18 protein-coding genes are annotated in these 21,393 nt (G+C 68.9%); 6 read left to right on the top strand and 12 right to left on the bottom strand.

The window, feature by feature from the left end; genetic code table 11:
- Positions 1 to 6 precede the first annotated feature (6 nt).
- The 3 genes from VKQ35_RS21215 to VKQ35_RS21205 form a co-directional block, all read right to left on the bottom strand.
- Positions 7 to 900 carry a pirin family protein gene (locus VKQ35_RS21215; protein ID WP_324364866.1) on the bottom strand — a complete coding sequence of 298 codons (894 nt, stop codon included), beginning with the start codon at positions 898 to 900 and terminating at the stop codon, positions 7 to 9.
- 58 nt (positions 901 to 958) lie between these two features.
- Positions 959 to 2,386 carry a calcium-binding protein gene (locus VKQ35_RS21210; RefSeq protein ID WP_324364865.1) on the bottom strand — a complete coding sequence of 476 codons (1,428 nt, stop codon included), beginning with the start codon at positions 2,384 to 2,386 and terminating at the stop codon, positions 959 to 961.
- A 101-nt stretch (positions 2,387 to 2,487) separates the two neighbouring features.
- Positions 2,488 to 2,985 carry an Lrp/AsnC family transcriptional regulator gene (locus tag VKQ35_RS21205; protein WP_324364863.1) on the bottom strand — a complete coding sequence of 166 codons (498 nt, stop codon included), beginning with the start codon at positions 2,983 to 2,985 and terminating at the stop codon, positions 2,488 to 2,490.
- Positions 2,986 to 3,126: 141 nt separating this feature from the next.
- Here VKQ35_RS21205 and VKQ35_RS21200 point away from each other — a divergent pair, with 141 nt between their 5' ends.
- Together VKQ35_RS21200 and VKQ35_RS21195 are read left to right on the top strand one after the other, a co-directional pair.
- Positions 3,127 to 6,570, top strand: a complete 3,444-nt coding sequence (locus tag VKQ35_RS21200) for an indolepyruvate ferredoxin oxidoreductase family protein (RefSeq protein ID WP_324364860.1) — start codon at positions 3,127 to 3,129, stop codon at positions 6,568 to 6,570.
- Between the two features lie 76 nt (positions 6,571 to 6,646).
- Complete coding sequence (locus tag VKQ35_RS21195; protein ID WP_324364858.1) at positions 6,647 to 7,114, top strand: hypothetical protein; 468 nt, start codon at positions 6,647 to 6,649, stop codon at positions 7,112 to 7,114.
- Between the two features lie 751 nt (positions 7,115 to 7,865).
- Here the strand turns inward: VKQ35_RS21195 and VKQ35_RS21190 are convergent.
- Entirely contained in the window at positions 7,866 to 9,056 is a 1,191-nt protein-coding gene (locus VKQ35_RS21190) for a serine hydrolase domain-containing protein (RefSeq protein ID WP_324364856.1), read from the bottom strand.
- A 336-nt stretch (positions 9,057 to 9,392) separates the two neighbouring features.
- On the opposite strand from VKQ35_RS21190, the gene VKQ35_RS21185 reads away from it, so the two are divergent.
- Together VKQ35_RS21185 and VKQ35_RS21180 are read left to right on the top strand one after the other, a co-directional pair.
- On the top strand, positions 9,393 to 10,505 hold the full coding sequence (locus VKQ35_RS21185; protein ID WP_324364854.1) for an NAD(P)/FAD-dependent oxidoreductase: 1,113 nt from the start codon (positions 9,393 to 9,395) through the stop codon (positions 10,503 to 10,505).
- Between the two features lie 70 nt (positions 10,506 to 10,575).
- Positions 10,576 to 12,507, top strand: coding sequence for a M1 family metallopeptidase (locus VKQ35_RS21180; protein WP_324364852.1), 1,932 nt, complete (start codon positions 10,576 to 10,578; stop codon positions 12,505 to 12,507).
- Positions 12,508 to 12,655: 148 nt separating this feature from the next.
- On the opposite strand, the gene asnB is transcribed toward VKQ35_RS21180, so the two are convergent.
- Genes asnB through VKQ35_RS21165 form a run of 3 tightly spaced genes read right to left on the bottom strand, consistent with a single transcriptional unit; the run spans position 12,656 to position 16,425 of the window.
- Positions 12,656 to 14,461 (bottom strand): asparagine synthase (glutamine-hydrolyzing), encoded by a 1,806-nt coding sequence (gene asnB / locus VKQ35_RS21175; RefSeq protein WP_324364851.1) that lies wholly within the window; start codon positions 14,459 to 14,461, stop codon positions 12,656 to 12,658.
- Positions 14,461 to 15,489 (bottom strand): glycosyltransferase, encoded by a 1,029-nt coding sequence (locus VKQ35_RS21170; RefSeq protein ID WP_324364849.1) that lies wholly within the window; start codon positions 15,487 to 15,489, stop codon positions 14,461 to 14,463. Before VKQ35_RS21170 ends, asnB begins: the two co-directional genes overlap by 1 nt.
- A gap of 60 nt (positions 15,490 to 15,549) precedes the next feature.
- Positions 15,550 to 16,425, bottom strand: a complete 876-nt coding sequence (locus VKQ35_RS21165) for a hypothetical protein (RefSeq protein WP_324364847.1) — start codon at positions 16,423 to 16,425, stop codon at positions 15,550 to 15,552.
- A 115-nt stretch (positions 16,426 to 16,540) separates the two neighbouring features.
- Between VKQ35_RS21165 and VKQ35_RS21160 the strand changes: the two genes are divergently transcribed.
- On the top strand, positions 16,541 to 17,914 hold the full coding sequence (locus VKQ35_RS21160) for an MFS transporter (protein ID WP_324364845.1): 1,374 nt from the start codon (positions 16,541 to 16,543) through the stop codon (positions 17,912 to 17,914).
- On the opposite strand, the gene VKQ35_RS21155 is transcribed toward VKQ35_RS21160, so the two are convergent.
- Positions 17,877 to 18,704 (bottom strand): PEPxxWA-CTERM sorting domain-containing protein, encoded by an 828-nt coding sequence (locus VKQ35_RS21155; RefSeq protein ID WP_324364843.1) that lies wholly within the window; start codon positions 18,702 to 18,704, stop codon positions 17,877 to 17,879. The two genes, VKQ35_RS21160 and VKQ35_RS21155, sit on opposite strands and share 38 nt — an antisense overlap.
- A gap of 140 nt (positions 18,705 to 18,844) precedes the next feature.
- On the opposite strand from VKQ35_RS21155, the gene VKQ35_RS21150 reads away from it, so the two are divergent.
- On the top strand, positions 18,845 to 19,033 hold the full coding sequence (locus VKQ35_RS21150) for a hypothetical protein (protein ID WP_324364841.1): 189 nt from the start codon (positions 18,845 to 18,847) through the stop codon (positions 19,031 to 19,033).
- Positions 19,034 to 19,039: 6 nt separating this feature from the next.
- On the opposite strand, the gene VKQ35_RS21145 is transcribed toward VKQ35_RS21150, so the two are convergent.
- The 4 genes from VKQ35_RS21145 to VKQ35_RS21130 form a co-directional block, all read right to left on the bottom strand.
- Entirely contained in the window at positions 19,040 to 19,567 is a 528-nt protein-coding gene (locus VKQ35_RS21145; protein WP_324364839.1) for a DUF4199 domain-containing protein, read from the bottom strand.
- A 118-nt stretch (positions 19,568 to 19,685) separates the two neighbouring features.
- The gene (locus VKQ35_RS21140) at positions 19,686 to 20,099 is read right to left on the bottom strand and encodes a response regulator transcription factor (RefSeq protein ID WP_324364837.1); all 414 of its coding nucleotides are present in this window, start codon (positions 20,097 to 20,099) and stop codon (positions 19,686 to 19,688) included.
- Between the two features lie 31 nt (positions 20,100 to 20,130).
- Positions 20,131 to 20,892, bottom strand: a complete 762-nt coding sequence (locus tag VKQ35_RS21135) for an HNH endonuclease signature motif containing protein (RefSeq protein WP_324364835.1) — start codon at positions 20,890 to 20,892, stop codon at positions 20,131 to 20,133.
- A gap of 13 nt (positions 20,893 to 20,905) precedes the next feature.
- Positions 20,906 to 21,280, bottom strand: a complete 375-nt coding sequence (locus VKQ35_RS21130; RefSeq protein WP_324364833.1) for a hypothetical protein — start codon at positions 21,278 to 21,280, stop codon at positions 20,906 to 20,908.
- Positions 21,281 to 21,393: the final 113 nt, after the last annotated feature.

The following is a 21,393-nucleotide window of genomic DNA, read 5'->3' as shown; positions in this document are numbered from 1 at the left end:
ATCCGTTCAGCTCATCGCCGGCGCCGGGCCCGGCGGGTCGGGCGGGAGCGGGATGAACTCCTGGTCGTCGGCGTCGGGGAGCTTCATGCGGCCGGCGCGCCAGTCGGCCTTGGCCTGCTCGATCCGGTCCTTCGAGGACGCCACGAAGTTCCACTCGATGAAGCGTTCGCCCACCGGCTCGCCGCCGAGCAGCATGACGATGGCTGGCGTCACCGCGGTGACCGCGATGGTCATGCCGGGCGCGAAGACCGCCATCTGGCCCTCGTTGATCTGCTTGCCGTCGATCTCGACGACGCCCTGCGCCACATAGGCCGCGCGTTCGGGATATTCCGCCGGCAGGTTCGCGGTCGCGCCGGCGTCGAGCGCCCAGTGGACGTAGAACATCGGCGAGTGGGTCTTGACCTTGGCCTCGGCGCCGAAGGCCTTGCCGGCGATCAGCCGGGCCCACATGCCGCCGCCCTCATAGGTCGGCAGGTCGTCGGGACCATGGTGGGCGAAGGCCGGCGCGGTCTCCTCGGCCTCGGCGGGCAGCGCCACCCAGGCCTGGATGCCGTTCATCCGGCCGCCATGCGCGCGCAGGTCCTCGAAGCGTTCGGAGTGGGTGATGCCCTTGCCCGCGGTCATCCAGTTGACCTCGCCCGGCCGGATCACCTCGGTGGATCCCACGCTGTCGCGGTGGGTCATCGACCCTTCGAACAGGTAGGAGACGGTCGAGAGCCCGATGTGCGGATGCGGGCGGACGTCGACGTTCTTCGGGAAGCCCGCCTGGAAGTCCTTCGGCCCCATGTGATCGAAGAAGATGAAGGGCCCGACCATCCGGTGCGCATGGAACGGCAGGACGCGACCGACCTCGAACCCGCCGAGGTCCCGGCGGCGCTGGTCGATGACGAGGTTTATCACGGGAGCCTCCTTGGATGCGGTCTCATCATGGACTACCGAACCGCCTCGCGGCGCAATCTCAGCCCTCGAAGATCCAGGCGCCGGTGAGCGTCGACATCTGCACCCCCACCAGGATCATCTGGTTGGCGCCGCCCATGTCGATCACCGTGTCGGCGCCCACCTGGGTCACCGTGTAGGTGGTGCCGGGGTCCAGCTGGACCCGGTCGCCCTCGGCGAGGTTGAAGTCCAGCACCTTATCGATGCCGGCGTCCTGGCTACCGTGGAAGATGTCAGCGCCGGGGCCGCCCGACTCGGTGTCGTTGCCGCGGTCGCCGGAGATAAAGTCGTTTCCAGCCCCGCCGGAGATGCTGTCGTCGCCCTGACCGCCGCGAACCTGGTCGTTGCCGGCGCCTCCATCAAGGGTGTCGTTCCCGAGATTGCCCCAGACGATGTCGTTGCCCGCATCGCCGGTCTGGCTGTCGTTGTCCTTGCCGCCGACCACGATGTCGTCGCCGGCCCCGCCGTTTTCGGTGTCGTTGCCGGCGTTGCCTTGCAGGCTGTCGGCGGCCGCTCCGCCCACGAGGACGTCGTCGCCATCGTTCCCGGAAACCAGGCCCGTCACTGTGCCGGCCGAGCCGTTGTAGGTGTCGTTGCCCGCGCCGAGCGATATGGCGCCGCTCATGACGCCGCTGTTGAGGATAGTGTCGGGATCCTGGGCCAGCTGAACGTCGCCGCTCATTTGAGCGTAGTTCTCTATGTGGGCGCCCGCGAGTTGCGGAGCGTTGAAGCTGCTCGTCTCATAGATCGCGTAGTCGCCGGAAATCGTTCCGTGGTTGATCACCACGTTGGAACCCCCCGGAAAGAGCGCCACACCATAGGCATACGGCGTGCTCAGGTTGGGATCGGAAGCCGAGATTGTGCCGGTATTGTCGACCTCACCGTGGCCGTTTGGGAAACTGACTCCGATGGCCTGTGTGCCGTCCCCCGACGTGATCGAGATCGTGCCGTTGTTGCTCACGACGCCGCCATTGGCCGCATAGATTCCGAAGGCGGACGAGCCTCCCTGGGCGACGATCAGTCCAGAGTTGTCGACGTGGAAACGACTGTCCCAGGATTCAACGGCGATTGCCGAATAACCTCCGAGAATTTTGACGGTTCCGGTGTTGATAAAGTCAGGACTCCAACTGTTGGCCCAAAACCCGTGCGCAAAGCCCGGATAGAAGCGGTCGCCTGGCGCGGAGGCCATCATGACTCCGTCATTTTCGACGACCGCATGGAGGACGGGCGAAAAGTTCTCGATGTAGACGACGGCGATGCCACTGTTGCCCACCGCCGTGATCTCGACATCGCCGTGGTTGACCAGCGAAGGCTCAGTTTCCCCTGGACGGGCAGAGAGATCGATGGCCCGCAGCCCTTCATACTGGGTCGGGTCCGCCGTGACGCTTATGGTGGTCCCGGCGGGAATCGTCAGTGGCGCCGTGACAGGATTGGTGAAGAGTTCCGACACGACGCCCCCGTGCTGATGTCGCTGCTACCGTGGCGCTTGTTACCGCCATGTTCAAGCGGAGCGCGCAATCGGCGCCTGGGCGGCTGCTAGAGCCGGAGACCTTATCCCTGCGCGCTCACATAGGGGCTGATGAGGCCGAGCGGCGCGGCCGTCGTGTTCTTCACCGAGCGGATGACGATGCGGCTTTCGATGTTCGAGACCAGGCCCAGCGACAGGATGCGCTCGCGCAGGAAGTCGTCGAAGGCGTGCATGTCGCGGGTGACGACGCGCAGCTCATAGTCCGCCGAGCCGGTGACCGTGGCGCACTGGACGACTTCCGACAGCTTGGTGATCGCGGTCTCGAAGGCGTCGAGGTTGTCGCGGGTCGGCAGGCTGAGCTTGACGGTGCAATAGACCTCGAAGCCCAGGCCCAGCTTTTCCCGGTCGAGGATGGTCACCCGGCGCTGGATGACGCCGGCGTCCTCCAGGCGCTTGATACGCCGCCAGCAGGGGCTGGAGGACAGGCCGACCCGCTCGGCGATCTCCGCCACGGACAGGCCAGCGTCGTGCTGGATGAGGTCGAGTATCTTAGCATCGACGGCGTCCAGGACCTCAGACAAGTTTTCCTCCCCCTACAGTGCCTTATGTGCTTCGTTCGTGCCCCGGAACCGACAGGCGGGGGCACGCTTTTGGCAAGCAATTCCCGCAATCCTATATGATGTTCTAATCCACGCGCGAGGGGCAGAAGGAAGAAAATTGCGATGCGGCACGCCGAAGTGACGCTCGACGACAAATTTCTGCTCACGGAAGGCCGGGTTTTCATCACCGGCGTCCAGGCGCTGCTGCGCGTGCTGATCGATCAGCACCGGCTGGATCAGGCCGCGGGCCTGAAGACCGCGGGATTCGTCTCCGGCTACCGCGGCTCGCCGCTCGGCGGGCTGGATCAGCAGGCGGGCCGCGCGAAGAAATTCCTCACGGCCGCCGAGGTGGTGTTCAAGGAAGGCATCAACGAGGACCTGGCGGCCACCGCCGTCTGGGGCAGCCAGCAGGCCAACCTGTTCCCCGAGAGCGCCAAGTACGATGGCGTGTTCGGCATGTGGTACGGCAAGGCGCCGGGCGTCGACCGCACCGGCGACGCCTTCAAGCACGCCAACTTCGCCGGGACCTTCCCCAAGGGCGGCGTGCTGGCGGTGGCCGGCGACGACCACAACTGCAAGTCCTCGACGCTCCCGTCCCAGTCGGAATACGCCTTCCAGGACTTCGAGATGCCGGTGCTCTCGCCCGCCGACGTGCAGGAGGTGCTGGACTACGGCCTGCTGGGCTACGCGATGAGCCGTTACTCCGGCCTGTGGGTGGGCTTGATCGCGCTCGCCGACACCATGGACAGCGGCGTCACCATCGACATCGGCATCGACCGCCACAAGTTCGTCCTGCCGGACAACTTCCGCATCCCAGCGGGTGGGCTTGGCATCCGCCTGAAGGACCAGCCGCTGGACAAGGAGCGGCGCCTGCGGACCCAGAAGATCCCCGCAGCCCTCGCCTTCGCCCGCGCCAACAAGATCGACCGGGTGATGCTGGGGTCGTCCCGGCCCAGGCTTGGCATCGTCTGCCAGGGTCAGGCCTACAAGGACGTGATCGAGGCCTTCGCGGCCATGGGCATCTCTTCGGCGCAGGCCGCCGACCTGGGCGTGGCGATCTACAAGGTCGGCATGCCCTGGCCGCTGGAGCCGCACGGCATCCGCGCCTTCGCCGCCGGTCTCGAGACCATGATGGTCATCGAGCACAAGCGGCCGCTGATCGAGACCCAAGCGCGCGCGGCGCTCTACGAGCTGCCCGCCCATGCGCGCCCCAAGATCATCGGCAAGGTCGACGAGCAGGGCCATCCGCTGCTGTCGGAGATCGGCTCGCTGTCGGTGGCCGAGGTGGCGCTGGCCATCGCCGACCGCCTGCCGCCGGGACCGCACATGGAGCGGGTGCACGACTATCTGGCGCGGGTCTCGGCCGCCTCGATGGCGGCGGTGACGCTGTCGGCTGACCAGCAGCGCAAGCCCTTCTTCTGCTCCGGCTGCCCGCACAACACCTCGACCCGGGTGCCGGAGGGCAGCCGCGCGCTGGCCGGCATCGGCTGCCACTATATGGCCAGCTTCAACGACCCCTCGACGGACCTCAACAGCCACATGGGCGGCGAGGGTCTCTCCTGGGTGGGCGCCTCGCCGTTCACCAACGAAAGCCACGTCTTCGTCAACCTGGGCGACGGCACCTACAACCACTCGGGCTCGCTGGCCGTGCGCGCCGCGGTCGCGGCCAAGTCGTCGATGACCTACAAGCTCTTGTTCAACGACGCGGTGGCCATGACCGGCGGCCAGGCGGCGGAGAGCGGCTTCACGCCCGCCCAGATCACCCGCCAGCTGCACGCCGAAGGCGTCGAGAAGATCGTCATCGTCGCCGCCGAGCCGGAAAAGTACCAGCACGCCACCGACCTCGCGCCCGGCGTCGAGGTGTTCCCGCGCTCGGAGCTGATGGAGGTGCAGAACCGGCTGAAGGCGACGCCGGGCGTCACCGTCCTGCTCTACGATCAGGTCTGCGCTACGGAAAAGCGGCGGCGGCGCAAGCGCGGCTCGATGGACGCGGCCCCCAAGCGGGTGATGATCAATCCGCTGGTCTGCGAGGGCTGCGGCGACTGCTCGAAGACGTCGAACTGCGTCAGCGTCGAGCCGCTGAACACCGAGTTCGGCCGCAAGCGGAAGATCAATCAATCGTCCTGCAATCAGGACTACAGCTGCCTCGACGGCTTCTGCCCGTCGTTCATCACGCTGGAGGGCGCGGAGAACCCGCACCGCGAAGCGATGCCGGCGCTGACCGCCGACGCGACGCCGCTGCCGGCCTTCGAGCCGCTGGAGGGCGTGCGCAACATCGTCTTCACCGGGGTCGGCGGCACGGGCGTGACCACCGTCGCCTCGATCCTGGCCATGGCCGCCCACGTGGACGGCCGCGCCGCCAGCGTGGTCGACATGACCGGGCTCGCGCAGAAGGGCGGGGCGGTGTTCAGCCACGTCCGGGTCGGCGAGACCGAGGAGACCGTGGTCGGCGGACGCGTACCGGCCGCCAGCGCGCATGTGCTGATCGCCTGCGACCTGCTCTCGGCGGGCGGGGCCGACGCGCTTGCGCTCTACGCCAAGGACCGCACGGTGGCCGTCGGCAACGCCGATTTCGCGCCGACCGCCGACTTCGTCACCGACCGCGACGTGCGCTTCGACGCCGACAACCAGGGCCAGCGCCTGGCCGCGGCGGTGAAGTCCTACGACGCCATGCCGGCGCAGAACCTGGCGGTGGAGAACCTCGGCGACGCGATCTACGCCAACATGATCATGCTGGGCTTCGCCTGGCAGAAGGGCGTGATCCCGGTCTCCAGCCGCGCGCTCTACCGCGCGATCCGGCTGAACGGGGTCGATGCGGAGACCAATCTTCAGGCCTTCGAACTGGGCCGAAAAGCCGCCCATGATCCCGCCGCCCGGGGCAAGCGCGAGGACGACGTCCCGACGCCGGAGACCATGCCGCTGGACGACCTGATCGCCCACCGCGCCAAGGAGCTCACGGCCTATCAGAACGGCGCCTACGCCAGGCGCTATGCCGACTGGGTAGCGCAGGTCCGCGAGGCCGAGGCGCCGCTCAGCTCCGAGGCCCTGACCCGCGCCGTGGCCGTCAACCTCTACAAGCTGATGGCCTACAAGGACGAGTACGAGGTGGCGCGTCTCTATACGGACGGCCGCTTCCAGGCCTACCGCAACGAGACCTTCAAGGGCGGCAAGACCAAGGTGTGGCTCGCCCCGCCGCTGATCGCGCGCAAGGGCAGGGACGGGCGGCCGCAGAAGATCCAGTTCGGCGGCTGGATGCTGGACGCCGCCTTCCCGCTGATGGCCCGGATGAAGGGCCTGCGGGGCGGGGCGCTGGATATCTTCGGCTACACCGACGAGCGGAAGATGGAGCGCGGGCTGATCAGGGACTACGAGGCGGGTCTGGCGAAGATCGTGTCAGGCCTCACCGCCGAACGCCTGGCCACCGCCGTGCAGATCGCCGCCATCCCGCAGAAGATCCGCGGCTACGGCCACATCAAGGAGGCCTCCGTCGCCCCCGCCAAGGCCGAGGAGAGGGCGCTGTGGGGCCGCTGGGAGAAGCAGGCGGCGAAGGTGCTGGAGACCGCCTAGGCCGGCACGCCTTGACACCGCCGGCTACGGGCGTAATTTGCATGCACTACATCTGTAAATTTCACGGATGGACGCCATGGCTCTGGTCGGCGCGATCTACAAGAAGCCCAAGCGCGGCGCGACGGCGAAGCTGGGATTGATCACCATCGGCCTGGTGATCGCCGGCGTGCCGATCGCCGGGGTTTCGGCGCTGTTCGCCCATCAGCAGGGGCTGCGCCACGACTGGGACATCAAGGGTCCGCCCTGTCCGCCGGCCCGCCACAGCTGGCGTGGGATCGTGCTGTCGCGCGAGCCGCACAGCTTCAAATACGGCGGCGTGGACTTCGCCCATCCCTTCGGCGGGGCGGACTGCGCCTCGGTGCCGGACGGGCCGTTCATCACCCGCAGGGCCTACTATGCCTGCCAGTTCAGCGAGCCGATCATCATCGCCGTGAGCATCGGCGGGCGCACCACCCTGTTCGAGCCCGGCCCGGGCCGGCACGCGACGGTGAGTCTGCGGCATGGGCGGATCGCCTGCGTGCTGGGCGGCTGGAACGAAGCGTAGGCGCGCGCGACTGCGGCACGCTACTCACCCTCGTCATCCTCCGGTCAGCCGCCAGGCTGATCCGGGGGACCCAAGCTGAGCTGCAGAATGGGGCGAGGCCGCTTGGGTCCCCCGGATCGCGTCTTCGCGCGACCGGAGGATGACGAGGGTGAGTGTGGTCTAAACCTGCGTCCTCATGGATGCGGGAAAGCCCTTAAACCCCATGGCGAGATTGGAGCTCTGGCCCTGAGCTTGCTCAAGGACGAGGGCGGAGCCCTCGCCGCCCCGCGGCGCGCCAAAGGCGCGTCCTTGACCAAGCTCAGGGCCAGAGCAAACTGGCCGGCATGGAGTTAAGGCGCGGGGTGGCCTAGCTATGATCGTAAGAGGTGTCGCACTTGTCGCAACGCTGTCGATTGGTATCGCGTTTCAGACGGCCGTCGCCGCTCGCGATGGGCATTTAAGGACGGCGGACATTGATCTAATCGAGCAAACTGTTGCCTTGCCTGAGGGTGCGCATGCCGTCGCCGGCTACGCGCGATATTATACGGCTGAGACCGTCAGCCGGCGCCCGATGATCAAAGGCGTCTTCCTCTGGCATGGCTCTGAACCCGCCGGCCGATATCTTCGCAGAAGCTCATCCGACGTCGCTGATGGAGGCTGCGATGTGGTTACAGTGTTCTTCGATCTGAAGACACGCCGGATCGCCGGAGCGTTTTGCAATGGTCTGGGGTGACGGCGGCCCTCCCTAGCCGCTTATCCAGCTTCCGCCGCTCTACTTCGCCGCCGCCCTCACGCCCTCCCACATCGCCGCCCGCGCGGCGCTCAGCTCCTTGCCGGTCGGTTTCGGCCAGGCGGCGTTCTGGACGATGATCAGGTGGTCCTTGGGGAACAGGGTGACCGACTGGCCGAAGATGCCGATGCCGGAATAGGCGCCGTCGCCGACCATCCACCAGAAGTAGCCGTAGCCGGGGGCAGGCGAGGCCGGCGTGCCGTTGTCGATCTCCTTGCGGGTGGCCTCGGCGATGTAGCCGGGCGGGGTGACGCGCTTGCCGTTCGCCAGGCCGTCGCCGGCGATGAACAGGCCCACGCGGCCGTAGTCGCGCAGCGTCATGGAGATGCAGCAGCCGCCCCGCTCCTGGTTCCCCGGATCGACCATCCAGACGGCGTCCTGCTCCATGCCGTAGGGCTTCCAGATCTTCTCCGAGGCGTACTCTGCGAGGCTTTTGCCGGTGGCCTTGGAGACCAGCACGCCGACCAGGTCGGTCTCGCCGGTGTTGTAGTGCCAGGTGGTGCCCGGCGCATGCTCGCGCGGCAGCTTGCGCAGGTAGCTGACCATCGGATTGACGCCGGGCTCGGTGACCTTGTTGCCGGCCTTGGCGACGTCGGAGTTGGGGTCGACGTAGTCCTCGTTCCACTTCACGCCCGAGCTCATCATCAGCATCTGGCGCACGGTCACGCCCTCGTAGGCGCTGCCCTTGAGCTCGGGGATGTAGTCGGTGACCGGCGCGTTGATCGACTTGATCTTGCCGTCCTGGATGGCGGCGCCGACCAGGGTCGAGGTCACCGACTTGGCGACGGAGAAGGAGGTCCAGCGGTCGGTGGGCTTGCGGCCGAGCGCGTACTTCTCCAGCACGATCTTGCCGTCCTTGAGGACCAGCAGGCCCGAGACCCGATAGGCCTTCATGTAGGCGTCGATCGTCCAGGTCTTGCCGTCGTAGCTGAAGGTCGGGTCGATCTGGCGGGCGGCGAGCGGCAGCGGATGGACCTTGGCGCCGCGCTTGATGGTGTGGGTCTTGTAGATGTGCTCGATGTCGCGGAAGCCCTTGGCCTGGTAGTCGCCAGTCCAGCTCAGGATGCCGGCGATCTCCTGCGGCTTCGACGGATCCAGCGGGACCTGGGCGCGGGCGGCGGGCGCCAAGGTCAGCGCCAGCGTCGCGGCGGCCATCCACTTCAGCATCTTCATCGAAGGTCTCCCCGGATTCGGCGGTCAGCTATCGCCTGCGGAGACCAAGATTGGAACCACGGAAAACACGGAAAAAGCACGGAAGAAGAAGCAGAAGAACCACGGACGGACACAGACGCACACGGACGCGCCTTGCCCATTGCGAGCGCAGCTCGCCTTCTGATCGTAGGCAGAGCCTCTCGGAAGATGGCCTTCGGCCTTTCAAGCGGCAGGGCGCGTCCGTGTGCGTCTGTGTCCGTCCGTGGTTGAAGGCTCTTTCCGCGCTCTTTCCGTGTTTTCCGTGGTTCCTGCCTGGTTGAGGTTCCACTGCGCGCGATCCCGCGTTAGGCGGTGGATATGGCGCAGTTCGATTTCGATGCGGTGGTGGTGGGCGCGGGCGCGGTGGGGCTGGCCTGCGGCTATGCCCTGACCCGGCGCGGCCTGACGGTGGCTGTGCTGGAGAAGGAGGCCGCCATCGGCCAGGGCGTGTCGTCGCGCAATTCCGAGGTGGTGCACGGCGGGCTCTACTATCCGACGGGATCGCTGAAGGCGCGGTTCTGTGTGCTGGGCAGGCGCGCGCTCTACGCCTTCTGCGACAGCCACCACGTGGACTACGACCGCTGCGGCAAGCTGGTGGTGGCGACCGCGCCCGAGGATGTCGGCCGGCTGGGCGAGATCCTGCAGCAGGCGCGCACCAACGACGTCGAGGGGATGGAAGAGATCAGCGCCGCCCAGGCGATCGCGCTGGAGCCGGAGCTGAAATGCTATGGCGCGCTGGTCTCGCCGCAGAGCGGGGTGTTCGACAGCCACGGCTACATGCTGGCGCTGCAGGGCGAGATCGAGGCCGGCGGCGGGGCGGTGGTCACCGCGACCCCGTTCGAGGGCGCGACGCCGCTGGAGGCCGGCGGGTTTACGGTGCGGGCCGGCGGGGCGGAGCCGGCGAGCCTGACCTGCCGTTATCTGATGACCGCGCCCGGCCTCTCGGCGCAGGACGTGGCCGCGACCATCGAGGGCTTTCCGGCCGGCAAGATTCCCAAGGGCCACTACGGCAAGGGGATGTACTTCCGCCTGGTCGGCAAGGCGCCCTTCTCGCGGCTGATCTATCCGCCGCCGATCCATGGGGCGCTGGGCACCCACTACCGCCGCGACCTGGGGGGCCAGGCGGTGTTCGGGCCGGACCTGCACTACGTGGACACCCTGGACTACAGCGTCGACCCGAACATGCGCGGGGCGTTCGCCGACTACATCCGCAAGTTCTGGCCGGCCGTGCCGGAAGAGGCGCTGAGCCCCGACTACGCCGGCATCCGTCCCAAGCTGCATGGCCCCAACGAACCGCAGCCGGACTTCCAGCTGGACGGCGCCGAGGTGCATGGGTTGCCCGGCCTGATGGCGCTGTTCGGCATCGAAAGCCCGGGCCTGACCTCATCGCTGGCCATCGGCGAGGCAGTGGCGGAGCGGTTGGGGGTTTAGGCGCCGCGCCCTCTCGCTTCGCGGGGGCGAGGAGTCCTATGGTGCGGCGCTCAACTCTCCGGGGGATTCCTTGCGCTCACTCATCCTGTTCGCCGCCGCGTCGGTTCTGGCGACTTCCGTTCAAGCCCAGACCTACGACCCCCTGAAGACCTTCGGGCCGCTGACCCTGCCGGCGCCGGCGAATTCGATCCGGTCGGGCTCGGGCGCGCCGGGGCCGGCCTATTGGCAGAACCGCGCGGACTTCAGCATCGCCGCCAGCATCGACACCAAGGTCCATGTGCTGACCGGCGACGAGACGGTGACCTACACGAACAACAGTCCGGAAGCCCTGGGCTTCCTCTGGTTCCAGATGGACCAGAACCTCTACCGCCGGGATTCCCGCGGCTACGCCATGTCGGGCGGCCGCCGCGTCGACCCGAACCAGTCGACGCCCGGCTATGTGATCGACGCGGTTACGGTCGGCGGCAAGACGGTCAACACGGTCATCTCCGACACCCGCATGCGCGTCGATCTGCCCGCCGCGGTGAAGGCCGGCGGCGGCAAGGTCGCGGTGCGGGTGCAGTACCACTTCACGATTCCCGGCCTGTTCGGCGGGCGGATGGCGTGGGAGCCGAACAAGTCCGGCGACATCTACGATCTGGCGCAGTGGTACCCGCGCCTGCAGGTGTTCGACGACGTCCGCGGCTGGGACACCCTGCCCTATCTGGCGAACGAGTTTTACCTGGAATACGGCAGCTTCGACTACGCGGTGACCGTGCCGGCGGACATGCTGGTGTCGGGGTCGGGCGCGCTCGTCAATGCGAACGAGGTGCTGAGCGCCGACCAGCGGGCGCGGTGGGCGAAGGCCCAGGCGAGCGACAAGACGGTGGTGATCCGCACGCCGGAGGAAGTGGCCGCGACGCCGCCGGCGAACGGGGCGACCAAGACCTGGCGCTTCCACATGGACAAGACCCGCGACGTGGCTTTCACCGCCAGCCGGGCCTTCGTCTGGGACGCGGCGAAGATCAATCTGCCGGACGGCAAGACGGCGATGGCGCAGTCGGTCTATCCGCCGGAGAGCGTCGGCCAGGAGGGCTGGAGCCGGTCGACCGAATATATGAAGGACGCCGTCGAACGGTTCTCCAAGCGCTGGTATCCTTACCCCTGGCCGAACGCCATCAACGTGGCCGGGCCGGCGACCGGCATGGAGTATCCGGGGATCGTCTTCGACGGCATCCCGGACAAGGGCAAGACGCTGTTCTTCATCTCGGCGCACGAGATCGGCCACAGCTGGTTCCCGATGATCGTCGGCTCCGACGAGCGGCGCGACGCCTGGATGGACGAGGGAATCAACACCTTCATCGACGTCTACGAGAGCGACGATTTCGAGGGCGGGGTCTATGGCCCCAAGCGCGACGGGGAGTATGCGCCGGACGCCAAGGGCGGCTCGCCCGCCGACCAGATCGCGGCTCTGATCAAGGACCCCGAGGCGCCGGTCATCATGAGCCGGGCCGACACCATCCGCGAGAAGTACCGCCACCCGGTGACCTACTTCAAAGCCGCCTTCGCGCTCACCCTGCTGCGCGAGGACATCCTGGGTCCGGAGCGGTTCGATCCGGCGTTCCGCAAATACATCGCCGACTGGGCTTACAAGCACCCCAAGCCCAGTGACTTCTTCCGCGAGATGGAAAGCGCCGGGGGCGAGGACCTCAGCTGGTTCTGGCGCGGCTATTTCCTCAACAACTGGTCGCACGACATGGCCGTGACCGAGGTGGTCAACGACCCGGCCAGGGGCGCCTCGGTGACGGTGGAGAACCGCGGCCAGCTGGTGCTGCCGGCGACGCTGCGGGTGACCTTCCAGAACGGCCAGACGCGCGACATCCGCATTCCGGTGGAGACCTGGATGCAGACCGGCAAGCACACCTACGCCATCGACGGCGGACCGGTGGCGGAAGCGACCATCGACCCCGACCACCGCCTGCCCGACGCGGACCGGTCGAACAATTCGATGAAGGCGCGGTAGGCGAGCCCATTTTTCGAACCACGAAATACACGAAATACACGAAAAGGATCGACGCTGGCCGAAGGGCGATTCTTCCGGCTCTAAGTCGATTGGATGGCGAGCTGCGCTCGCGGGCGAACCGGCTCGTTCGTGTATTTCGTGGTTCTCTTCAGACCGCGCCCGCGACGCTCGCCAAGGCCTCGGCGGGGCCCGCGCCTTCGAGGTGGATGCGGGACCAGAGCGCGAAGAACAGCAGGGGCCAGCGGACGCCGGGCTCTCCCGCCTTGAACGCCGCGGCGGCGTCGGGCTTCACGCGGCGGAGCGCCGCGATGTCGCCTAGGCGCTGGGCGATGTCGGCGGCGCGGGGCGCGATCCAGGCCTCGACCGGGACGGTGAAGCCCTGTTTGCGAGCCCAGGGCTCGGCGGCGGGGCAGGCGCGCTCCAGCCATTTGCGCAGCAGCCATTTGCCGTAGCGGCCGCGGACTTTCATCCGGTCGGGCAGGGGGAAGGCGAAGGCGGCGACCCCGGGGTCCAGGAACGGCGTGCGGCCCTCCAGGCCATGGGCCATCAGGCAGCGGTCGAGCTTGAGCAGAAGGTCGTTGGGGAGCCAGGTCTGGATGTCGGCCCATTGCGCCTGCTGCAACCGGGAGAGGCCGGCCGGGCCTTGCGCCTCGGTCCGCCAGCGGGCCAGCGCCGCCGCGTCGGCGCCGCGCGGTTCGGCGGGCCGGCCGCCCAGCCAGGCGGGGCGCAGCGCCCGGCGATAACGGCCGTAGCCGCCGAACAGCTCGTCGCCGCCCTCGCCGGTCAGCACGACGGTGAGCGTGCCCTTGGCGGCTTCGGCCAGCTTGTAGGTCGGCAGGGTCGCGTAGTCGGCGGTGGGATCGTCGAGCGCCCAGGCGACCTCAGGTGCGATCCGCCAGAAGTCGGCCTCGCCGAAAGTCGTCTCGCGCCAGTCGAGGTTCAGCGCGCGCGCGACCCGCTCGGCCTGGGCGCGTTCGTCGGCGGCGCCGGCTGTGTCGAAGCCGCAGGTGTAGGCGGTGACCGGGCGCGCGTTCAGCCGCGCCATCAGGGTGGCGATGGTCGCCGAGTCGATGCCGCCGGAGAGGAACAGGCCGTAGGGGACGTCGGAGCGCTGATGGACGCGGACGGAGTCTTCGAGGACGGCGTCGAGGCGGGCGAGGATGTCCTTTACCTCACCCGTGAAAACGGGGGAGGGGGACCGCGAAGCGGTGGAGGGGGCGCTGGGATTGCGCGGCGAGGTGGGTGCGGCGGCAGCGCCCCCTCCACCACGTTCGTGGTCCCCCTCCCCCGCAGGGCGGGGGAGGTTTTTGGTGAGCCATCCCTGCCGCCAGCCTGAGACGATCCGGCCGTCGCGGACTTCGCAGACTTCGCCGGGGGCCAGGCGGCGCAGGCCCTGGAACGGGGTGCGGGCGCCGAGCGTGTAGTTGAAGGCCAGGAGTTCCTTCGCGGCTTCTTCGTCGAGAACGGCCTGCATCAGGCCGGCCTTGAAGAAGGCCCGGGGTTCGGAGGCGAAGGCGAGGCCGCCGGCGTGTTCCATGATGTAGAGCGGCTTGATGCCGAAGGGGTCTCTGGCCAGGAAGGCGCGGCCGTCGTGGCCGATGAAGCACAGGGCGTACATGCCGCGCAGGCGGGCGAAGGCGGCCTCGCCTTCCTTCGCATAGAGGTGCAGCAGCGGTTCGAAATCGGAGCCGGTGGCGAGAACCTCCGTAAGCTGATGATCCCGGGCGAGCTCGAGGTAGTTGTAGATCTCGCCGTTGCCGATGACCGTCGAGCCGGCGGCGTGCATCGGCTGCCAGCCGCCCTCCAGGTCGATGATCGAGAGCCGCGCGTGGGCGAAGGCGGCGCCGGGGGTCTCCTCGATGCGAATGCCGTCTGGGCCGCGGTGGGTGAGCGCTTCGATCATCTGGGCCACGCGGGGATCGCGCCCGCCCACCTGGCCCGCGATGCCGCACATCAGACCGCTCCGTAGTCGGCGAAGAGGGTCTTCCACTGGGCGACGACGGCGGCTTCGGAGAACTCCGCGGCGACGCGGCCGAGGCCCCGCTGGATGAAGCCGGCGGTGAGCTTCGGCTCGGCGAGGACGCGGCGCACGCCGGCGGCGAGCGCGTCGGCGTCGTCGACGGGGACGAGGATGCCGTCGCGGCCGTCCTCGATCAGGGCGGATGGGCCCTGGCTCGCGGCGGCGACCACCGGCAGGCCGTGGGCCCAGGCCTGGATCACCACATTGCCGAGCGGCTCGTAGCGCGAGGGGAAGACGCAGACGTCGGCGGCGCGATAGAGCGCCGAGGGGTCGGTGCGCCAGCCCAGGAAGCGCACGCGGGACGCGACGCCGAGCGCCTCGGCGAGCGCCTTCAGCTTGGCCTCCTCCGGGCCGACGCCGGCGATCCACAGGTACGCGTCCGGCAGGTCGGCGAGCGCCTGCAGATTGACGTCATGGGCCTTGGACTCATGCAGGCGGCCCATGGCCAGCAGCAGGGGCGCGTTGGCGGGGGTGTCGAGGCTCGCGCGGTCGGCGGGCGCGCCATCCGGCGGCGCGGCGGCGAAGTTGGGGATGTGGCGCACGCGCCCGGCCGGCCAGCCCTGGCCCACGATCCACTCGGCGATGTCCTCGGTGTTGGCGACCAGCTCGTCGAAGCCCTTGTAGTATTTGAGGTTGTAGTAGCCGCCCAGTCGGCCGATGCGCGCCCAAGGCCCCTTGGGCGTGTGACGCGCCGCGCGGTTCATCCAGGCGAGCGCCAGCCTGGTCCCGGTGATCTGGGCGTAGCCGGCCGCGGCGGTCCTGGTCAGGATGTCGAGCGGGCCGCCGAAGCCCAGCACCTTGGTCGGCACGCCGGCCCCGCGCAGCGCGGCCTCGCGCCCGGCATGGCGGCGGATCGCGCACGCTTCGTCGACGCCCGCGCGCCGCAAGGCGGTGACCAGGTCGACGAAGTAGGTCTCCGCCCCGCCGTCCCCGGCCGTTCCCAGAAGGTGCAGCACGCTCATGTGTGGCGCGAACCTAGCGGGTTGGGGTGTGCGGTAGAAGCGCGAAGGTGCGGGGCGGCCCTACAGCCGCGCCAGGCCCCGGGCCATGGAGCGGCCCAAGGGCAGTGAGAGCAGCCAGTCGCCGCCGGCGGCGAGGGCTGTGGGGCCCTGGTCGCGGACCAGGTGTTGGCGGATGTGTTCGGGGGCGGAGGTCTCGGTGGCCAGGTGGGGTTCGCGGGACATCTCGGCGAAGCGGGCTTCGTCAGCTTGCGCGTCGCCGGTGAGGTCGCCGACGCGTTCGAAGATCGCGGCGGTGGCGGTGGGCGTGCGGCCGGGGTCCAGCGCGCAGAACAGCACCAGGCCGTCGATGATCCCGGCCTGGACGGTGGAGACGCCGTTGAAGATCGCGAAGACGAAGGCGCCGCTGGTCATCTCGGCGCCGGCGAAGAACAGCTGGTTCTGCAGCAGCATCACCTGGCCTTCGACCAACACGCCGGCGGCGGTCATGCTGAGTTTGAGGAACCCCTTCGGCTCGGCGCGGATCATCACCTGATCGTGGATGAACTGGCCCGGATGCTGCGCGTAGGGCCGGGTCGTGCGGTAGAAGCCCTCATAGGCCGATCCGCGCAGCCGCACGGCCGCCAGGCTTTCCTCCAACAGCGGAATGGCGATCGCCGGACCGCCGCCACCGCCGCGGCGGGGTCCCGGCGGGGTCACGCCGATGGCGTCGGCCAGGCTCTCCAGGTCCCGCTCCCAGTCGAGCGCGGTGAACCTCGGCACGCGGGCGGCCACCAGGGCGGTGATCTGGGACATGTTGTGCGCCGAGGGCGCGGCCGCGCCGCTGATCCAGCGGCCGACGGCGGACTTGTCGACGCTGAGTTCGGCGGCCATCCGCCCACGGCTCATGGACAGCGCCTTGAGAACGAAATCCAGCTTTTCGGAAAGCTCTGGCGCCATCAGATCCGCACCGATCAACTAGCCGACAGGTTGCGGCAAGCTATACAATAAGCTCTCAGCATTTCGTACCGCCGCCGAGAGGGCGAAGGTTCGCGAGCCAGGGGTCGGAGCGGGGATGAGCGATGGCGCAAGCCCACCGGCCGAATCGCCGGGCCGCGAACGGGGCTTGCCGCTTGGACGGCTGATCGCCTTCGCCGCGCCGGCGGCGCCGATCTCGGCCATCGACACGCCGATTTCGGTCTATCTGCCGGCCTTCTACGGCGGCCTGGGCCTCAGCCTCGGCCTGGTGGGCGCGGCCTTCTTCATCGGCCGGATCGCCGAGATTCCGCTGGCGCTGTCGGCCGGCGCGGTCTCCGACCGGTTCGGCTGGGCGAAGCATCGCCGCAAGTTCTGGCTGGCCGCCGCCGCGCCGTTCGGCATGGCCGCGATCTGGGCCGTCTTCGCGCCGCCGGACAATCCCAGCGGCGGCTACCTGATCGGCTGGCTGCTGGCGGCGGTGGCGGCGCTGACCCTGCTGTCGATCAATCATGTCGCCTGGGGTTCGGAGGCCACGGCGCGCTATCACGAACGCACCCGCATCCAGGCCAGCCGCCAGATCGCCTCCGTGGCCGGGCTGGTGCTGGTGCTGGCCGCGCCGATCCTGATCGAGCGCGCGCATCCCGGCGGGGCGGACCGGCTGCGGATGGCCGCGATCGGCGGGTTCTTCGTCCTGCTGCTGCCGCTCACCGTGGCGGCCGCCGCCCTGCTGGCGCCCGAGCGGCCGTCGCCGCGGCCGGCGGTCACGCGCACCTCGCTGAAGGCGGCCTTCGCCGCCCTGCAGGGCGACCGGGCGCTGCGCCGCCTGCTGCTGGTCGATCTCTGCGACGCCGGCGCGCTGGGGATTGTCACCAGCCTGTTCGTCTTCCTGGCGCGAGATGTCTGGGGCCTGGGGCGCATCTCAAGCCTGCTGCTGCTCGCCTATGTGCTGAGCGGCGTGGTGTTCCTGGGGCCGATCCTGAAGGCGGCCGGTGGGCGCACCAAGCCTCGGACGATGGCCTGGATCGCGCTGGGGCTGACGCTCGCCCTGCCAGCCATCCTGCTGGTGCCGGCCGGCGGCGTGGCGGCGGCGGTGCTGTGCGTCGTCCTGCTGGGCGCGCCATCGGCGACCAACACCGCCCTGCTGGATTCGATGATGGGGGACATCGCCGCCGAGGACGCGGCGCGGCGCGGCGAGGTCCGCACCGGGCTCTACTACGCCCTGCACCTGATCATGGGGCGGGTCGGGCGCGGCGTCGCCATCGCGGTCGCCTTCGCCCTGCTCGACAGGATCGGCTTCGGACCCAACCGCGCCAACGCGCCGGCCGCGGTGAACGCGTTCAAGCTCATCTATGTGGGCGCGCCGGTGGCCCTGCAGCTGGCGATCGCCAGGCTGACCTGGACCTTCCCGGTCCCAGAGCCGGTGGTTCCAGGCGTCAGGCGGCAAGCGCAGCCCGGCGCCGCCGCCGGATGACCGCGCCGAGCGCGCCGAAGCCCACCAGCATCATCGCCCAGGCCGCCGGCTCCGGCACGTCGCCGCCGCCTACAAACGGCGGATCACCGTTGGTCACGTCGGGGCTGACCTCGATCGAATAGTCCTGGGGGTCGCCGATCGAGGGATCCAGAAACAGGATCGGGTCGGCCTGGGCGGTGAACTCGGAACCGTAGTCCGCGCCCGACGCCGCCGCCGAGAGCTTGATCCACTCCACGGTGTTGGTCGGCACGCTGAAGCTGACGTTCACGGGGACGGTGTTGGAGCTCAGGCCAGGCGCGCAGGAGCCATCGAAGCTGGCGCAGGCCTGGCCGTAGTAGTCGCCCGGGGCGAGGCCCGCCGAGCCCGAGATGCCGGCCCAGGCCTCGCCGGGATCGGGATAGGGGAATCCGAAGGCGTAGACCGAGCCTGTCAGGCCGATCAGGGCGCTGCCGCCAACCGGGCCGTTGATCCGGTAGAAGTAGGTCAGGTCGACCGCGGCCGAGGCGCTGCCGATCGTGTAGGCCGTGACCGCCGGTCCCGTGCCGAAGTTGTCGGATTGGGTGAAGGCGTGGGCGGAATCGAGGTCGAAGATGTCGACGGCGGACACGCCGAAATCAACCGGCAGCGACACGTGGTCGTAGGTGGCGCCGGCCGGGAACGCCACGTTGGCGGAATAGACGGCCTGCGACGGCGGCAACTGGGCCATGGCCGGCGCGCCGCCCGCGAGCGCGGCGGCGGCCGTGGCGGCCGAAAGGCCCGCGACGAGGCGACGGTTGACATGCACACTCATGCTTACACCCACCCAATTCGGCGCGTCGCCGGCGCCCGCCCCACCTGGGAGATCGCCGGAAACGCGCATCCCTGATGACGGCCCAAGCGCCGCCGACAACCATGGTGGCGCGCCCGGCGCGAGGGACCAGTGGATGCGCCGTGCGGATCGGTGCGGCGCCGTGCGCGGCGGTGCCGGAAATCGCCCCTCGCGCGACCGGGGTGGTCGAGGCCTGGTTCGAAGAGCCGGGGATCAACGACGCTGGCGAGGACGACGACCCCAACACTGTGACCAACCCCGAGGTGGCGCCGGACTATCTGAAGACGCGCAGGGCCCCGAAGGCGGCTTAGCGGGGTTCAGGCCGGCCGCGACCGCGCCGGCAGGAACTTCGGATTGCGCAGCAGGCCGGCGCTGACCAGCGCGACCAACAGGCCGACCGGAAAGATCTCCACGAAGGTCTCGGGCAGGCGGTAGAGCGGGTTGGCGTATTGGCGGCGCATCTGCTCGGCCTCCGCCACGGCCTTGGCGTAGGCCGCGCCGGTGACGCCGGCGGCGCGCTTCGCGGCCAGCATGCTGTCGGTGTACTTCTCCATGAAGCTGTAGTGGGTGGCGGCCAGGTAGATCTCCCAGATCACCACGTAGGCCAGCGAGGCGGCCAGCGCGATGCCAAGGCCGATGAGGAAGGCGGTGGTGAACTTGATCACCCCGCCCAGCTCGCGGTCGCGGTGTTGTTTCACGGCGATCAGGATGGTCGAGAGCGCCACCAGCATGATCAGATAGCCGGTGATCACGCTGGAGTGGCCGCCGAGCGCGAGCGTGGCGCCGATGCCGGCGATGATCACGGCGCCGGAGCTGAGGCCGTAGAGGAGGATGGTGCGGGTCATGCGGAGAGCGCCTTTCGCGTCTGGGTCGGGAAGGACCGCAAGCCTGACCGGGCGGAGACGGTGAAGCTATCGCCCGAAAGGGTGAGATCGTCGCCATCACCTATACGGACCAGCCGGTTCACGGGATCAGCTGCAGGTCGCGGGCCTTGCCGATCGCCTGGGTGCGGCGGCTGACGGCGAGCTTTTCGAACAGGTGCGCGATGTGCGTCTTGACCGTGTTGGGCGACAGGCCGAGCGCGCGGGCGATCTCCTTGTTGGACTGGCCGGCGGCAAGGCGCTCCAGCACCTTCACCTCCTGGCCGGTGAGGCCCAACGCGGTCAGCGCTGCGTCATTGCGGGCGAAAGGCCCAGGCGCGTGACGCCGCGTCAGCCGCCAGCCCGCCCAGACGCCGCCACCGGCGAAGGCCAGGCCGATCAGGCTGACATAGAGCTCGCGGCTGAGTGTGTGGGTCTGGTACTGCGCCTGCAGCCACTCGAGCGCCGAGGCGCCCACGGCCAGGACGAGCGCCCAGGTCAGGATGGTGCGGGTCATCGGGCCATCTAACCGGGCGCGATGACGGTTGTCAGTCCCCCGCGGGCTGGGCTCCGGCGGCGGCGGTCGTGTCGTTCTCGGTCCCGTGGGCCGGGCAGGTGGTCTCGTCGCAATAGACGTCATAGCCCTTGGTCCAGTCGCCGAGGAAGACGGCCTGGGCCTGCAGCAGGGTGACCGCGGGGTCGCCGGGCTTGGGATGGCAGACAAGGTTGTAGAGGCGGTCCTCCAGCCGGTCCTTGATCCAGGCGTTGAAGCCGGGCGCAGTGCGCGACTGGGGCCACAGGTTGTGGATGTCGTCACGGCCGCCGAGCGACAGGGGGATGCGGTGGTCGACCTCGTAGCTGGCGCCGCCGTCGCGCGGATTGACCATGCCGTAGGTGACGAAGACCTGGTTCTTCAGCGCGTCCGAGGTCTGGCGGCCGGCTTGGGAATAGGTGAGCGCGCCGCCCGGGATCGGCGGGGAGTCCTTCGGCCCCGGCTGCCAGGTCTTGCCGCAGATCTGGGCGGCGGTGGTGACCGCGGGATCGGTGAGGCCAGGCGTCTTGTCCTGATCGGGCAGCACACGCGTGCTGACCGCCGGCGTGGGCGCCGGGGGCTCGGTGTGGTTGAGGCCGACGCCCAGGCCGGTGGCGCCGGCGACGCCGATGACGGCGGCGGCGATGCGGCCGGCGTGCGAGCGGCGCGGCGGGGGCGTGGCCGCGGGCTTGGCGGCGGCGGCCTTGGCCGGCGCCGGCGCGGCGGCTGCGGGCTGGGCGGCTTTCGCTTTCGGCCGCTTCGGAGGAGGGCGCACCATGGTCCCGGCCCGCCTACTGCAGCACGGACTTGAGCTGGTTGAACGCGTAGGGGACGAACAGCGCCGCGCCGACAAGGAACAGCTTGCCGACGCTGTTCAGCACCGTGGTGACGTCGGCCGGATGGACGATGGCCAGCACGATGACGATGTTGCTGACGATCCAGAACAGCGAGGCCAGCATGATCGCGCCGACCAGGCCGGTGACGCGGCTGTAGCTGTTGTCGCCGGTGGAGGTCCCGTCCGGGGCCTTTTCCTTCAGCGCCTGGCCGACCTCCTGGGTGACGTTGCCGGCGCGCATGGTCATCGCCGCGGCGATGCCGATGGGAATGTTGAACGCCACGACAGCCGCGCCGGCGCCGTAGAACCTGACCTGCTCCCAGTCGATCATGACGATCCCCCGTCCCTTCCGATAACAGGGTTAGCTTAGCCACAGCTTCGGCGGTTCGCAACCTTTACGCGAAACTGTCACAAACACACCCGCCACCTCGTCGCGGGGCGCAA

It is taken from the genome of Phenylobacterium sp., from assembly GCF_035309685.1.
Taxonomy (GTDB): Bacteria; Pseudomonadota; Alphaproteobacteria; order Caulobacterales; family Caulobacteraceae; genus Phenylobacterium.
This window is presented reverse-complemented; position numbering and strand designations above follow the sequence as displayed.

What these genes read in the sequence shown, in the direction of transcription:
- VKQ35_RS21200 (WP_324364860.1), top strand. Translation starts at nt 3,127, where the DNA reads ATGCGGCACGCCGAAGTGACGCTCGACGACAAATTTCTGCTCACGGAA.
- VKQ35_RS21195 (WP_324364858.1), top strand. Translation starts at nt 6,647, where the DNA reads ATGGCTCTGGTCGGCGCGATCTACAAGAAGCCCAAGCGCGGCGCGACG.
- VKQ35_RS21190 (WP_324364856.1), bottom strand. Translation starts at nt 9,056, where the DNA reads ATGAAGATGCTGAAGTGGATGGCCGCCGCGACGCTGGCGCTGACCTTG.
- VKQ35_RS21185 (WP_324364854.1), top strand. Translation starts at nt 9,393, where the DNA reads ATGGCGCAGTTCGATTTCGATGCGGTGGTGGTGGGCGCGGGCGCGGTG.
- asnB (WP_324364851.1), bottom strand. Translation starts at nt 14,461, where the DNA reads ATGTGCGGCATCGCGGGCCAGGTGGGCGGGCGCGATCCCCGCGTGGCC.
- VKQ35_RS21170 (WP_324364849.1), bottom strand. Translation starts at nt 15,489, where the DNA reads ATGAGCGTGCTGCACCTTCTGGGAACGGCCGGGGACGGCGGGGCGGAG.
- VKQ35_RS21165 (WP_324364847.1), bottom strand. Translation starts at nt 16,425, where the DNA reads ATGGCGCCAGAGCTTTCCGAAAAGCTGGATTTCGTTCTCAAGGCGCTG.
- VKQ35_RS21160 (WP_324364845.1), top strand. Translation starts at nt 16,541, where the DNA reads ATGAGCGATGGCGCAAGCCCACCGGCCGAATCGCCGGGCCGCGAACGG.
- VKQ35_RS21155 (WP_324364843.1), bottom strand. Translation starts at nt 18,704, where the DNA reads ATGAGTGTGCATGTCAACCGTCGCCTCGTCGCGGGCCTTTCGGCCGCC.
- VKQ35_RS21145 (WP_324364839.1), bottom strand. Translation starts at nt 19,567, where the DNA reads ATGACCCGCACCATCCTCCTCTACGGCCTCAGCTCCGGCGCCGTGATC.
- VKQ35_RS21140 (WP_324364837.1), bottom strand. Translation starts at nt 20,099, where the DNA reads ATGACCCGCACCATCCTGACCTGGGCGCTCGTCCTGGCCGTGGGCGCC.
- VKQ35_RS21135 (WP_324364835.1), bottom strand. Translation starts at nt 20,892, where the DNA reads ATGGTGCGCCCTCCTCCGAAGCGGCCGAAAGCGAAAGCCGCCCAGCCC.
- VKQ35_RS21130 (WP_324364833.1), bottom strand. Translation starts at nt 21,280, where the DNA reads ATGATCGACTGGGAGCAGGTCAGGTTCTACGGCGCCGGCGCGGCTGTC.